At 50.8% G+C, this 13523-nt stretch carries 12 protein-coding genes; 10 read left to right on the top strand and 2 right to left on the bottom strand.

Annotated features, from left to right (window positions below; translation table 11 throughout):
- Positions 1 to 99 precede the first annotated feature (99 nt).
- From K7H08_RS04950 to K7H08_RS04930, 5 genes are all read left to right on the top strand, one after another.
- Positions 100 to 1461: a NarK family nitrate/nitrite MFS transporter gene (locus K7H08_RS04950; protein WP_231657339.1), complete on the top strand. Its 1362-nt coding sequence runs from the start codon at positions 100 to 102 to the stop codon at positions 1459 to 1461.
- Positions 1462 to 1576: 115 nt separating this feature from the next.
- Positions 1577 to 2863: a nitrate regulatory protein gene (locus tag K7H08_RS04945; RefSeq protein ID WP_038482027.1), complete on the top strand. Its 1287-nt coding sequence runs from the start codon at positions 1577 to 1579 to the stop codon at positions 2861 to 2863.
- A gap of 77 nt (positions 2864 to 2940) precedes the next feature.
- Positions 2941 to 3627 carry an SDR family oxidoreductase gene (locus K7H08_RS04940; protein WP_038482024.1) on the top strand — a complete coding sequence of 229 codons (687 nt, stop codon included), beginning with the start codon at positions 2941 to 2943 and terminating at the stop codon, positions 3625 to 3627.
- A 133-nt stretch (positions 3628 to 3760) separates the two neighbouring features.
- Complete coding sequence (locus K7H08_RS04935) at positions 3761 to 4753, top strand: LLM class flavin-dependent oxidoreductase (protein WP_038482020.1); 993 nt, start codon at positions 3761 to 3763, stop codon at positions 4751 to 4753.
- A gap of 23 nt (positions 4754 to 4776) precedes the next feature.
- Positions 4777 to 5271, top strand: coding sequence for a GNAT family N-acetyltransferase (locus K7H08_RS04930; protein ID WP_038482017.1), 495 nt, complete (start codon positions 4777 to 4779; stop codon positions 5269 to 5271).
- 54 nt (positions 5272 to 5325) lie between these two features.
- Here K7H08_RS04930 and K7H08_RS04925 read toward each other — a convergent pair whose 3' ends face one another.
- Positions 5326 to 5874 carry a DUF1415 domain-containing protein gene (locus K7H08_RS04925; protein WP_038482014.1) on the bottom strand — a complete coding sequence of 183 codons (549 nt, stop codon included), beginning with the start codon at positions 5872 to 5874 and terminating at the stop codon, positions 5326 to 5328.
- A 97-nt stretch (positions 5875 to 5971) separates the two neighbouring features.
- Positions 5972 to 6640, bottom strand: coding sequence for a GntR family transcriptional regulator (locus tag K7H08_RS04920; RefSeq protein ID WP_193084762.1), 669 nt, complete (start codon positions 6638 to 6640; stop codon positions 5972 to 5974).
- A gap of 190 nt (positions 6641 to 6830) precedes the next feature.
- Here K7H08_RS04920 and K7H08_RS04915 point away from each other — a divergent pair, with 190 nt between their 5' ends.
- From K7H08_RS04915 to K7H08_RS04895, 5 genes are all read left to right on the top strand, one after another.
- Entirely contained in the window at positions 6831 to 7388 is a 558-nt protein-coding gene (locus K7H08_RS04915) for a chromate transporter (RefSeq protein ID WP_120385600.1), read from the top strand.
- The gene (locus tag K7H08_RS04910) at positions 7385 to 7915 is read left to right on the top strand and encodes a chromate transporter (protein WP_095602539.1); all 531 of its coding nucleotides are present in this window, start codon (positions 7385 to 7387) and stop codon (positions 7913 to 7915) included. The genes K7H08_RS04915 and K7H08_RS04910 overlap by 4 nt, the downstream gene beginning before the upstream one ends.
- 20 nt (positions 7916 to 7935) lie before the next feature.
- On the top strand, positions 7936 to 9543 hold the full coding sequence (locus K7H08_RS04905) for a gamma-glutamyltransferase family protein (protein WP_231657338.1): 1608 nt from the start codon (positions 7936 to 7938) through the stop codon (positions 9541 to 9543).
- Positions 9544 to 9713: 170 nt separating this feature from the next.
- Complete coding sequence (locus K7H08_RS04900; RefSeq protein WP_231657337.1) at positions 9714 to 11564, top strand: ABC transporter ATP-binding protein; 1851 nt, start codon at positions 9714 to 9716, stop codon at positions 11562 to 11564.
- Positions 11565 to 11725: 161 nt separating this feature from the next.
- Positions 11726 to 13408, top strand: a complete 1683-nt coding sequence (locus tag K7H08_RS04895) for a methyl-accepting chemotaxis protein (protein ID WP_231657336.1) — start codon at positions 11726 to 11728, stop codon at positions 13406 to 13408.
- Positions 13409 to 13523: the final 115 nt, after the last annotated feature.

The raw sequence follows: 13523 nt of genomic DNA, 5'->3' as shown, positions 1-13523 counted from the left end.
CCTGCCCTTCAATGGCGAAGGCATGTTCTCGTTAACAACATAGCGCCTTTCCAAGCGCCATGTTTTGACCCACTCGTATCGTGCTCTGTGAGGCCATCCATGGACATTCGCAATAAAGCTAACCGCATTCGGCTATTAAACTTCTCTACCCCTCAAATGCGTGCGTTCCACTTCTCCTGGTTCGCGTTCCATATCTGTTTTTTTGGTTGGTTTGGCATCGCTCCACTGATGGCAGTGGTCCGTGAAGATTTATCACTCACCCAAACGCAGATCGGCAATACCATTATTGCCTCCGTTGCTATTACCGTTATTGTCCGCCTGCTCATTGGCGTGCTGTGCGATAAAATTGGGCCTCGTAAAACCTATACCGGTTTGTTGATGCTCGGCGCTGTGCCCGTTATGTGCATAGGTTTTGCCAATAGCTTTGAGACCTTCTTACTCGCTCGGCTGGCCATCGGAGCCATCGGCGCATCCTTTGTGATCACCCAATATCACACCACGATGATGTTTGCGCCGAATGTCGTTGGCACCGCCAATGCGACCAGTGCTGGCTGGGGGAACTTGGGCGGCGGTACGACGCAAATCCTGATGCCGCTGATCTTCTCAGGTCTACTAATGCTTGGCGTTAGTGAAACGCTAGGGTGGCGCTTAGCAATGGTGGTGCCTGGCGTCGTACTGTTTTTTACTGGGATTGGCTATTGGCTGTTTACCCAAGACGCTCCCGATGGCAACTTTAGCGACCTGCGCGCCCGCGGTGAGCTACCTGAAGCCACAGGTGAAAATAGCGCAGTACAAAGCTTTCTGACCGCAGCAAAAGATATTCGCGTATGGGCGCTGTTTATTGTTTACGGGCTCTGCTTTGGCGTCGAACTAACCATCAATAATATTGCCGCTATCTACTTCTTCGACAAGTTTGACCTGACCCTGGCAACCGCTGGTTTAATCGCTGGCTTATTTGGCCTAATGAATATTTTCGCCCGTACCCTTGGCGGCGTTTTTTCAGACCTGTTCGCCAAACAAGGCGGTTTAAAAGGGCGAGTTCGCTGGCTGTTTATCGCCTTGGTATGTGAAGGAATAGCACTCATTGCCTTCTCACAAATGCATGTCTTAAGCCTCGCAATTGGCATCATGCTGGTCTTTAGCCTGTTTGTTCAAATGGCCGAAGGAGCAACATTTGGCGTGGTGCCCTTTATCAATAAAAAAGCACTGGGGGCTGTTGCCGGTATTGTGGGGGCGGGTGGAAACGTCGGTGCCGTATCCGCCGCCTTTCTGTTCCGTAGTGAAAGTCTTGGTTATCAACAAGGGCTTTTTTACCTTGGCATTACCGTATTAGTGCTCGCTTCCTGTGTACTGGTAGTACGCTTCAGCGATGCCACAGAAGCCGAAGAAGCCGAAGAAGCCACCGCCTACCGTGATGCGGTTGGCGGCGACACGAGCGCAGGCGCACTCTCGCTGCGTTAGTATTCACTTACCCCTCTGTACGCTTTATCCGTGACGATTTTTTACGACACGTTTTCGCGACACTTATCGCAACAGAGGGGATTTCATCTCAGGCGGGGAGTAAAAGGAAACCACTATGTCTTCAGCCCAACAACTACTCTTAACCGCCCTTCGATGCGATATCGATAGCCTGCACCACTTAGCCACTACCTCAGAGATCGTTGGCGACATTAGCGGTTTTATCCATGCGCTCCAACGTGAACGAGGCGCCTCGACGATTTACCTTGTCTCGAAAGGTAAACGGTTTGCTACTCGGCGAAAGGAATTTTTACAGCATAGCCATGAAGCCGAGACCGTTATGCGCCAGCGGCTAGAAGCGCTTACCGAAGAAACACGACCACAGGCAGCGGCACGCTTACTCAGGCGGATCGCGGCGGTGTGGCTTGCCCTGGATGACCTAAACACGTTACGACAAGCCATTCATTCGTTTGCGATCTCTCCTGATGCGGCAACCCAAGCCTTTAACCACTTAATTAGTGGACTCCTCGCCATTGTATTTGAAGCAGCAGATACCTCGGTAGACCCGGATATCACTCGCGCACTAGTGGCTATTTTTCACCTTATGCAAGGCAAAGAACTCGCTGGGCAAGAACGTGCCTGTGGTGCCTTTGGCTTTACCCATGGGCATTTCGACGATGCTCATCGCGAGTTGATTCACCAATTAGTACGCGATCAGCAACGCTGCTTCGACACCTTTGAAGAGTTTGCCTCATCCGAGGCTGATCTTGTTTGGCAGCAGACTCTCTCGCCGCGAACACTCGCGGGGATTCAGCAGCTTCGTAACATTGCTTACCAACATGTTTGTCAACACTCTCATCAAGAAGGCCGCGTAGACAAAACGCTTAGCGAAACATGGTACGACCTAACCACATTACGCATTGATAGCATCAAAGCCGTTGAGGACATCCTAAACCGCCAATTAACGGCGCTATGTCATCAAAAAATCGCTCAGGTGCATTCGACGTTAGAGCAGGCTAAAACACCTCCTAACCAGCCAACTCTTGCTCCCTGTGAGCAGCTTCTTGCCTTGAGCGATACACAACCATTAGGAGAGCTGACAGCTAGCGCTTTAACCTCTCCATTAGGACGTTCACTGATTGAGCTTGCCCATGCCCAGTCGAGCCACCTTCAAGGTCTTAGCGATGAGCTGGAAAATACCCGTAAAGCCCTGCGTGAACGTAAGCTCATCGAACGCGCCAAAGGCCTTATCATGGCCCACCAGGAGATGACCGAAGAAGAGGCTTATCGTTTTTTACGTAAAACCTCGATGGATCACAGTAAAAGCATGGCCGATATGGCGCAGTCGATACTCGACCTTTCATCTATGCTCAAACGCAAAGACGAAAACACGCACACAAGCTGAAACAGCTCATTTGCAACACGGTGGGCAATTAGCCATTCTTATATCTCCCCTTTCTGAATGAGCTAGGAGCACACGCTATGCAGCACCGTGTCCTAATGATTACAGGCGCCTCAAGCGGAATTGGTGCCGCCACCGCGCGAGCAGCCTCACGTGAAGGTTATAAGCTGATACTTGCCGCCCGCTCTACCGACAAACTTACTGCACTATCCCAGGAGCTTGGCCCAGAAAACGTGCTGACATGTGCGTTGGATGTCACCGACATGGCGCAACAGCAAGCAATGGTCGATCAAGCGATTGAAACATTTGGGCGTATTGATGCAGTCTTTGCAAATGCTGGGCGCGGTGGTTCTCCCGGCGGTTTTAGCGGTGCAGATCACGACGCTTGGCGTGAGATGATCCTGACCAATATTTACGGTGTGGGGCTAACGCTTCAGGCATGCCTTCCCGCGCTAAAGCGGAGCAAAGGGCATGTACTATTAACCGGCTCAGCTGCTGGACGAACTACGATTCCAGGCTCGATGTATAGCGCCACAAAATGGGCAGTGACCGGTATAGGCTATAACTTGCGTGAAGAGCTACGCGGAACGGGCATGCGCGTTACCTTGATTGAACCGGGCATGGTGGATACCCCTTTCTTTGATAAGCCACCAGAGCATGCGCTTGAAGATCGCGATATTGCCAACGCCGTGATTTATGCACTTTCTCAACCATCACATGTCGATGTGAACGAGATTTTAATTCGGCCAACGCCACCCACTGATTAATCGACGCTGCGAACGGACAACAATGGCACCTTGCATTTCTTCTTACCTGCCCACATAACACTGGAATACCTAGCGTGCTAATAAATCACGCCGTAAATTTAGCCGCCCATACGCTTTTTAATGCAGGTGCCCCATGAGCCAACTCGCCAATACCGCCCTTTCCGTGCTCGATCTAGCACCGATTCGTCAAGGTGGTAGCGCTGAAGAAACATTTCGCAACAGCGTGTCCCTAGCGCAACGGACAGAACAGCTCGGCTATACGCGTTATTGGCTGGCTGAACATCACAACATTGCAGGCATCGCCAGCGCAGCAACTGCCGTATTAATTGGTCATGTTGCTGGGCAAACCTCCACTATACGCGTGGGCAGCGGTGGCATCATGCTACCTAACCATCCGCCCCTGGTGATTGCCGAGCAGTTCGGCACCTTAGAAACACTTTACCCAGGTCGGATTGATTTAGGACTGGGCCGTGCGCCCGGCTCAGATGGCGCCACCATGCAGGCGATGCGCCGCAATGCTCAGGCGGGCGTCGATGACTTTCCACAGCTGCTAAATGAGTTACAAAGCTACTTAGCGGATGCGGATCCACAGCAGCGTGTGAAAGCCGTCCCTGGACAAGGCACCCACGTACCTATCTGGCTACTCGGCTCTAGCGGCTATAGTGCGCAATTAGCCGCAAAACTCGGGCTACCCTTTGCATTTGCGGCCCAGTTTGCACCGGGTTACTTATTTGAAGCATTGCGGCTTTATCGTGATAACTTCCGGCCGTCGGAGCACTTAGACAAACCCCATGCCATGGTAGGGCTACCCGTTATCGCCGCAGAAAGCGATGCCATGGCCCATTACTTGGCAACGACCTCTCAACAGAAATTTCTTAGCCTTATTCGAGGCAAGCCGACCCAGTCGCTGCCCCCAGTTGAACAGATGGACTGGACCCCGATGGAGCGCTCCCAAGTAAGCCAGTTCCTAGGTGCCGCCATCATTGGTGGGCCCGATACGGTCAAAGCTGAGCTAGAGGCCTTTCAGGCGCGTACTGGCGCTGACGAGTTAATGATCAATAGCGACTTTTATGATCATGCCGACCGCTTGCGTAGCTATGAAATTGTGGCAGATGTCGCTCGATAACCCATTAACTAAACGCTAAAACCATGACCACACTTAGCTTTACACCCATGACGCAAGAGGACTTCACGGTCTTCTGGCCTACTTTTCAGTCCATCGTTAGCGCTCAAGAAACGTACGCTATCGATCCTGATATTACCTTTGCAGCAGCTTATGCATTGTGGTGTCAGCAGCCCAAAGCGTCATTTGCGGTAAAAGATAGCCAAGGCGAGTTACTGGGCACTTACTATCTAAAAGCCAATGCAGCAGGCCCTGGCCAACACATTTGTAACTGCGGCTATATGGTAACGCCTGCTGCTAGGGGGAAAGGTGTCGCCCGCCAGATGTGCGAACACTCGCAGCATGTAGCGCGTCAGCATGGCTTTGAAGCGATGCAATTTAATGCCGTGGTGGCCACAAACCAAGTGGCCGTCGCCCTGTGGCAACGGCTGGGGTTCGCAATTGTCGGCACGATTCCTAACGCCTACCGGCACGCATCCCAGGGGTTAGTCGATAGCTACGTAATGTATAAAGCGCTTTAGTGGCCACTTGATAAAATGGCACGCTTTATTGGTAGGGCGTCATAGGTCACCGGGTTACTTAAGGCAGCGTTGTAGAAGCTCTTCAGCGGCGTCGCTGCCTAACTCGGTTAAGTGGGCTATATTTCGCTCTGGGATTTGTTCCGTATCACCGTAAAAAGCAATCGCTTTTTCGACGCTGGCCTCGCGCAATAGATGAACCATCGCGTAGGGCGAGCGGTTAGTGTAATTCGCTGCGTCTTCAGGCTCAGCATCGGCAAAACAGTAATCAGGATGGAAGGTTGCTAGCTGATAAACACCTTCATACCCCAACTCTGCCAACAGACTTTCGGCCAGTTCGACATAATCCAGGTAATGATCAAAGCTTTTAAACAGCGTAGGAAATATCAGCAACGTGGTTTCCGTTTCCGGATGCTCGTTCAACCATTCTACTTCGGCTATTAGTTCCTCCAATGCCACGTCGATTTTTTTCGAGCGCACCACCTCGACCCGAACGTTACCGCCGTCAAGCTCGCGCTTAGCAAACGGGCATATATTGTGTTCCACAATAAAAGTGCGCACCCACGCTAACGTCTGCTCTGCTATCTGATTATCCGCCTCTTGCATCACGCCTACTACCTTACATTAGAGTGGCTACTACCACGGCTAGGACCTGCCCGTGTACCGGTAAGAAATAGTGTACCTGCAAGAACAAGCAAATGCTTCAGGTGTGCGCCTGGTACCGTGCCAACGCTACTTCATAAGACTTATGAATATGATCATCCATTAGGGCCCGAGCCGCTTTTCCATCTCTGTTTAACGCCAGTTCCACCAATTGATGGTGTTGCTCGTCCAACTCTTGGCGAATAGAGGGCATTTTGGGCCCCAAGCGGCGATAGCGATCAAACTGATCGTGCAGCTGCTCTATAAATCGAAGCAACCACACCGACCCACAAGGCGCCACCAGAGTGCGATGGAACTGAGTATGTAGACGTTCCCACTCCTCCCCTTTATCGAGTGATACATCCGCACGTTTTAAACGATGAGCCGCCGCTAAAAGATCGGCTTCCCATACCGCATCGCCGTGGGCAATGGCACGCTCAAACGCCATGCCTTCTAGTTCAGTGCGCAAGCGCGCAATGTCATCCAGCTCCTCCCTCGACAGCTTCGGAACCCTGAAGCCACGTTGGTTTTCTTGGATTAATAAGCCGTACGCCGCCAGTTTATTTAATGCTTCACGCAGCGGGCTTAGCCCTACTTGGTAATGCTCTTTCAGCGCATTAATGGCTAATTTTTCTCCAGCCGCAAAGCGGCCACCGACTAAATCTCTGCGCAACGCATCATAAATAGGACTAGAGGCAGTATCAGCAGGAGGTGGGATGTGCTTGTTCATTCCATGATCCTTTTGCGCATCTTCGCGAACGCGTCTGTTAACGGAGATTCTAGAGCTAGGTGTTGACGTCTCACAATAGCCTAACCTATATTCTATTTTATTCAGAAAAATCGATTTTAAATAAAATAAACGATGAAGAGGCAAAATTGATGCTTTTAATTGAGATGCCGCTGCTAATGGCACTGGGCATATGAAACAGTCGGCACTCTTTTGGGCTTTCTTGCGTGTTGGCATCCTCGGCTTCGGCGGGGGGCCTGCCATGATACCGCTAGTACGTGCTGAAGTTGTGACGCGGCACAAGTGGCTAACCGATGAGGAGTTTGCCGATGTACTTGCCATCGGCAACACGCTGCCCGGTCCTATCGCGACCAAGATGCCCGGCTACATCGGCTACCGGGTGGGCGGCGTCAGTGGCTGCATTGCGGCTGTTGTTGCCGTCATTGTGCCCATGATTGCGGCGATGATTGTCATGTTAGGCATTTTTAGTCGCTATCGTGACGTTGCCTGGATACGTGGCATGGGGCAGGCAGTTATTCCTGTCGTTATGATCATGATGGGGCAATTAACTTGGGATTTTTTCGACAAATCTCAAGCTGCTCTTGGTTGGCTAGCAAGCGCGCTCATGGCAGTCATTGCAGGTGGATTAATTTATTGGCTGGGTGTCCACCCTGGCTGGGTCATTGGTGCCATCTTGCTAACAGCCATGCTGCGCCCAACGGGTAAAAAACGCGTGGAGGGCTCGGCATGATCTACTGGGAGCTTTTCTTAGCGTTTTTCATTCCTAACATTATTGGCTATGGCGGCGGTCCCGCCATTATTCCTCTCATCGAGGCCGAAGTGGTTAGCCGTTATGGCTGGATGACCTCTCAGGAGTTTGCCGAGACCCTCGCCTTGGGCAACGCCCTCCCCAGCCCTATCGCGACTAAAATGGCGGGCTACATTGGCTATGACATCGCCGGCATTGGCGGCGCATTTGTAGCTGTTTCCGCGACGGTTATTCCTTCTTTACTGCTGATGCTGGGGGCACTGGGGCTACTTTATCGTCATCGTGACTCTCCCCGTGTCAAGCGTATGAGCCAGTGGGTACGCCCGGTAATCGCCATCATGATGGCGTGGTTAACCTTAGGCTTTCTACTCGAAAGCCTTAACACCAGCGGGGCTATCCATACGCTGATTATCGGCATAGCGGCTGCTATCGCCTTGTTGCGCTTCAACATGCACCCCGCCTTTGTGGTTATCAGTGCAGTAATTTACGGCGCTCTTTTTATTAGCTAACAAAAAATGCGAGGACTGGCATGCACACTGATCCACACTATTACCCTTCCGCTTCACGTCGCATGGTTACCTTTGGCAAACGCGGGATGGTCGCGACATCTCAATCTCTTGCTGCGCAGGTAGGTATTGATATTTTACGCAAAGGCGGCAATGCCATTGATGCCGCCATTGCGACAGCAGCTACTTTAACCGTTGTTGAGCCTACCTCGAACGGCATTGGTAGCGATGCCTTTGCTCTGGTATGGGTAAAAGGTGAGCTACATGGCCTCAATGCTAGCGGCCCTGCTCCAAAGAGTATTTCATGTGATGCCGTTAAGGCCCTGGGCCATGAGGAAATGCCTGCCCATGGGTTAGTACCGGTCACCGTGCCGGGTGCGCCTGGCGCTTGGGCTGCGCTTTCAGAGCGTTTTGGTAAACTGCCGTTTGAGCAGTTGTTAGCACCAGCAATAGAATTAGCCGAAGAAGGTTTCGCTGTATCTCCAGTAGCGAGTCAACTATGGGAAAGCGCCGTAGAGCGCTATGGTCAATACAAAGCAACAGAGTTTATCCCCTGGTTTACGCACTTTACTTCCAATGGCCAGGCTCCCAAAGCGGGTGATGTTTGGCGTTCTCCAGATATGGCAAAAACGCTGCGTGAAATTGCCAACAGCCACGCAGATGCGTTTTATCAAGGAAGCCTAGCAGATGCGATGGATGCCTTTTCACGTCAGCATGGCGGCTTCTTACGCAAAGAAGATTTACAAGCGTTCAAGCCAGAATGGGTCAACCCCATCAGTGTCCGGTATCGGGGCCATGATATTTGGGAAATCCCCCCCAACGGCAGTGGGTTAATTGTGCTTCAAGCGCTGGGGATTCTTGAGTCACTAGATGACCAATCGACAGATCCGGTGGAAACCCTTCACCGCCGTATCGAAGCAACAAAACTGGGTTATGTAGATGGCTTACGCTACATTACTGAACGCTGCGCAATGCAACCCAGCGTTGAGCAAATGCTATCGAGTGATTACCTCTCGCAACGCGCAGGTCTTATTGGCCAAGACGCCATTAACCCGGTCCATGGCAACCCGCTAAAAGGCGGCACCGTCTATCTAGCAACAGCAGATGATGACGGTAATATGGTGTCATTTATTCAAAGCAATTTTGAAGGCTTTGGCTCTGGAATGGTCGTGCCTGGCACCGGTATCAGCCTGCAAAACCGGGGTTGGTCATTCTCCCTTGATCCACAACATCCCAACGCGTTAGCCCCCGGCAAACGCACTTACCACACTATTATCCCCGGCTTTATCACCAAAGATAACCAAGCCGTTGGGCCCTTCGGCGTGATGGGTGGCTACATGCAGCCCCAAGGTCATGTGCAGGTAGTAACAGCGATGCTAGAGGATCACTTAAACCCACAGGCAGCACTGGATATGCCACGCTGGAAGTGGACCAACGGCAAAACAATTGAAGTTGAAGCCGACTTCCCCAACCACTTAGCACTTGCCCTAGCCCGCCGCGGGCATCACATCGTAAAAGTCGCCGACTCCATTACTTTTGGCCGGGGTCAAATCATTCTACGCGACCCTGACAGCGGTGTGCTCCAAGGCGGTACCGAGCCGCGCACCGATGGCTCGGTACTGCCTCTTTAAACTTTAGTTCACCCAACGTTCACCACGACCTTTCAATATCCGCTTTGCAATATGGTTTGATCTCCACCTACTGCTGGGCAGTTTACGCACTGCACAGCAGTAGGCTGGCTATCAACGCCAAAGCGTCGCATCATGGCACTCTTTCTTGCTAGGTACTTGCCTGTCTCACTATGCCGCCATTACCGTCCGACACTGCCTCTCCTTCACCGCTGAGCGGTTTCTTTAGTGTGTTCCGCTATAGCCGACGTGCACTTGCACTAGTGTGGGAAACCTCGCGCTGGATGATGCTGGGCTTAGCGTTATGCACCTTGGTGGCAGGGGTTCTACCTGCCGTGGCTGCCTGGGTCGGCCAACTGATTGTAGATGGCGTCGTGGCGGCGATGGACAGCTATCAGGCGGCGAGTTCGCCCAACCTCTGGGAAACACTAACGCCTGTATTAGGCTTAGTCGCCTTGGAAGGGCTGATTATTGCGTTTATTGCCCTAGCACAACGCGGCCTTTCGGCCCAGCAATCGCTACTGCGTGCGCTGCTGGGCCAGAAAGTTAATGTGATGATTCTAGAGAAAGCGGGCACGCTGTCACTCAGCCAGTTTGAAGATTCAGAATTGTACGACCAGCTCACTCGGGCACGGCGGGAAGCGTCTACGCGCCCGCTCGCGCTGGTGAATAAAACCTTTGGCTTGCTACAAAATGCTATTTCACTGGCTAGCTTTGGGTTTCTACTGGTGCAATTCTCCCCCTGGGCGTTACTCATTTTAGTGGTGGGGGCATTGCCCGTGTTTCTCTCAGAAGCGAAGTTTTCCGGCGATGCCTTTCGGCTATTTCGCTGGCGCTCACCGCAAACCCGTATGCAGATCTATTTAGAAACAGTGCTTGCTCGGGAAGACAGTATTAAAGAGGTAAAGCTCTTCGGCTTAGAAGGTCTGTTTCTCCAGCGTTACCGGGATATCTTTACCAAACTATTTGCCGAAGACCGCCGCCTAACGTTACGTCGGGAAGGCTGGGGATTTATTCTTGGCTTACTGGGCACGCTGACATTTTACGCTGCCTACGCCTGGGTAGTGATTGAAACTGTCGCGGGCGCGCTTACCCTTGGCCAAATGACCATGTATTTGATGGTATTTAAACAAGGCCAAAGCGCCCTTTCAGCAAGTTTGACTGCTATTAGCGGTATGTACGAAGACAACCTCTATCTTTCCAATCTTTACGAATACCTCGAGCAACCCACCGAAGGTGAAGAAGGCCACCTCACCAAAGGTATAGCGCCAGGTGATGGGTTACGCTTCGAACACGTCAGCTTTGCCTACCCCGGTGGCAGCGACGTACTGCACAATATTTCGCTACATTTAGCGCCGGGCAAAAGTATTGCATTAGTCGGGGAAAACGGCTCGGGCAAAACCACGTTGATTAAGCTATTAACGCGGCTCTACCACCCGACCAAAGGACGCATTTTGCTGGACGGTAGTGATCTCAAGCACTGGGATACCCAGGCATTACGGATGCGGGTTGGGGTTATTTTCCAGGATTTTGTGCGTTACCAACTCTCTGTTGGCGAAAACCTTGGGGTTGGCGACACTCAAGCCTTTGATGATCAAGAACGCTGGCAGCAAGCCGCTCACGATGGCATGGCGGATAGCTTTATCGACCGCATGCCACATGGCTACCAAACCCAGCTAGGGCGTTGGTTTAAAAATGGCCAGGAGCTATCGGGCGGTCAGTGGCAGAAAGTAGCGCTTTCACGCGCTTATATGCGTCACAATGCCGATATTTTAGTATTGGATGAGCCTACCGCAGCGATGGATGCCGCAGCGGAAGCCGAAGTGTTCGCCCGCTTCCGCGAACATAGCCAAGATAAAATGACGATTTTAATCTCCCACCGTTTTTCGACAGTGCGCAGCGCAGACCAGATCATTGTGATTGACCAAGGGAATATTATTGAGCGCGGCACTCATGAAGAACTGCTAGCAGTCAACGGAAGGTATGCTTCGTTATTTCATTTGCAAGCAGAAGGCTATCAGTAGCAATAAGAAGAATAACATTCTCTATTTTAGAGTTTAAAAAAGTTAGCTATAGAACTAATTTGAAATGTTAAAAAAGGTTACACGATCACATCGCTTATCGACTGAATGAGGCCTTTACAGCTATTGTCCACTCATAATTTCCTAGCCTAGGAGTGGCCAGCATGAGTCATATCCATCGAATTAGCTTTAAATACACCCTTGCTTTTATCAGTGTTGCATTAGCGCTTCTCGCTGTTGTCATTGCAGACGCTTTACTGGTTAATATGGTCAAAAACCGTTTAAATACGTTTACAGACAATTATATTCCTGCGCTATCAGCAACGCTGAATGGTGATCGTGACCTATATCAGGCCAGAGTTTCAGCAATTGAGTATATATTGACAGATCCTAATTCTGATCAAGCAGAAGTGCTTATTGCAAGCTATGAGGAGAATGCTCAGCAAGCGTATGACCGTATGCAAAGGTATGCCCAAAGCATGCAAAACTATCCTGAATTGATTAACCATTTTAATAATTTTGAAAATTTATATTCAAATTGGCGCCAGGAGAGTCAGCGCGTTTTTGACTTGCATCGTTCGGGTGAAACCTCTAGAGCATTAAGCACGCTCTCTGGCACATCTTTACAGCATTTTGAACGACTAAGAGAAATATATGACTGGTCTGATCAAAGTATTGAAGCCGCTATTATTACTGCGGAGTTAGCAGTCACTCAGAGAATTAAACTCCAGCAAACAAGTACGGTTATTTTTTCTATCGTTGTGTTCGTATTTGCCGTATTGCTAGCATTATTTGGCCCAATAATGATGTCTCGGGCAATTAAACACATCACACACAGAATTAAAGAAATTACTGACGGAGATGGCGATCTTACCGCACGTATTGAAAGCCGTCGTCGTGACGAGATTGGTGATTTGGCTCATCAGTTCAATGCCTTTATAAAACGCATTGATGACACTTTACAGTCAGTTAATCAAAGTACTAGCAGTGTGCAACATGCCTCTACTGAAATCGCTAAAAGTAGCCAGGAACTCGCGTCGCGCACGGAACAAGCAGCTGCCAACTTGCAGCAGACATCTGCATCGATGGAGCAGATTGCGGCAGTCGTGACCAATGCATCTGAATCTGCCCAGCAGGCTAACCAGATAGCCCTTTCGACACGAGACACAGCGCAACAAAGCCTTAACTCTATGCATAAAGTAGAACGTACGATGGATGCTATCAGTGACTCTTCCAGCCAAATTAGCGACATCGTTACCATGATTGAAGGTATCGCATTCCAAACCAATATATTAGCGTTAAATGCCTCCGTTGAAGCCGCGCGTGCTGGCGAACACGGCCGCGGATTTGCGGTCGTTGCACAAGAAGTGCGCACACTCGCCAGCCGTGCTAGCGATGCTTCAAAAAGTATTGCAGAGTTGGTGAGCACATCTGTTCAGCGAACACAGTCTGGTGTTACGCAAGTTAAGCAAACGGGAGCGACCATCAAAGAAATGGTTACCAGTATTGAGCGGGTTGCCGATGTTATCGCCGACATTAGCGCTGGCGCTAAAGAGCAAAGTGTTGGTATTGGTCAAGTCAATGATGCAGTGAGCGAATTGGATAGCATGACGCAGCACAATTCCTCCATGGTCGAGGAGTCTAGTGCGGCTGCCGCGGAGCTGCGTGAACAAGCGGATAAACTCAGTGCGCTGGTAGGCTCATTTAAGCTCAGTGACTCCTCTGTCGTGCACACAACGCATTACCAAATGCCCTTTAATCAAAGTAGTCATTATCAGCCTGCCCAAGTAGACGCGCCACAACGGCCAATACGTTCAACAAGCCAACCCGAGTGGGAGTCCTTCTAACGTTTTAGATTACCCCCAATTAAAATGTGCCCTTAGTTTCCCCTAAAACTAAGGGCGCTAGTTTTTGCCGTACAACGTTCACACTCACTGCCATCGCGCCAAGCCCCTGTTAAAA

Origin of the sequence: Halomonas sp. IOP_6 (assembly GCF_021151565.1) — a bacterium.
In the GTDB taxonomy this organism is placed as follows: Bacteria; Pseudomonadota; Gammaproteobacteria; order Pseudomonadales; family Halomonadaceae; genus Vreelandella; species Vreelandella alkaliphila.
This window is presented reverse-complemented; position numbering and strand designations above follow the sequence as displayed.

Coding starts and splice junctions, on each gene's coding strand:
- K7H08_RS04950 (WP_231657339.1), top strand. CDS start 100: ATGGACATTCGCAATAAAGCTAACCGCATTCGGCTATTAAACTTCTCT.
- K7H08_RS04935 (WP_038482020.1), top strand. CDS start 3,761: ATGAGCCAACTCGCCAATACCGCCCTTTCCGTGCTCGATCTAGCACCG.
- K7H08_RS04895 (WP_231657336.1), top strand. CDS start 11,726: ATGAGTCATATCCATCGAATTAGCTTTAAATACACCCTTGCTTTTATC.
- K7H08_RS04920 (WP_193084762.1), bottom strand. CDS start 6,640: ATGAACAAGCACATCCCACCTCCTGCTGATACTGCCTCTAGTCCTATT.
- K7H08_RS04900 (WP_231657337.1), top strand. CDS start 9,714: ATGCCGCCATTACCGTCCGACACTGCCTCTCCTTCACCGCTGAGCGGT.
- K7H08_RS04940 (WP_038482024.1), top strand. CDS start 2,941: ATGCAGCACCGTGTCCTAATGATTACAGGCGCCTCAAGCGGAATTGGT.
- K7H08_RS04925 (WP_038482014.1), bottom strand. CDS start 5,874: ATGCAAGAGGCGGATAATCAGATAGCAGAGCAGACGTTAGCGTGGGTG.
- K7H08_RS04905 (WP_231657338.1), top strand. CDS start 7,936: ATGCACACTGATCCACACTATTACCCTTCCGCTTCACGTCGCATGGTT.
- K7H08_RS04915 (WP_120385600.1), top strand. CDS start 6,831: ATGAAACAGTCGGCACTCTTTTGGGCTTTCTTGCGTGTTGGCATCCTC.
- K7H08_RS04945 (WP_038482027.1), top strand. CDS start 1,577: ATGTCTTCAGCCCAACAACTACTCTTAACCGCCCTTCGATGCGATATC.
- K7H08_RS04910 (WP_095602539.1), top strand. CDS start 7,385: ATGATCTACTGGGAGCTTTTCTTAGCGTTTTTCATTCCTAACATTATT.
- K7H08_RS04930 (WP_038482017.1), top strand. CDS start 4,777: ATGACCACACTTAGCTTTACACCCATGACGCAAGAGGACTTCACGGTC.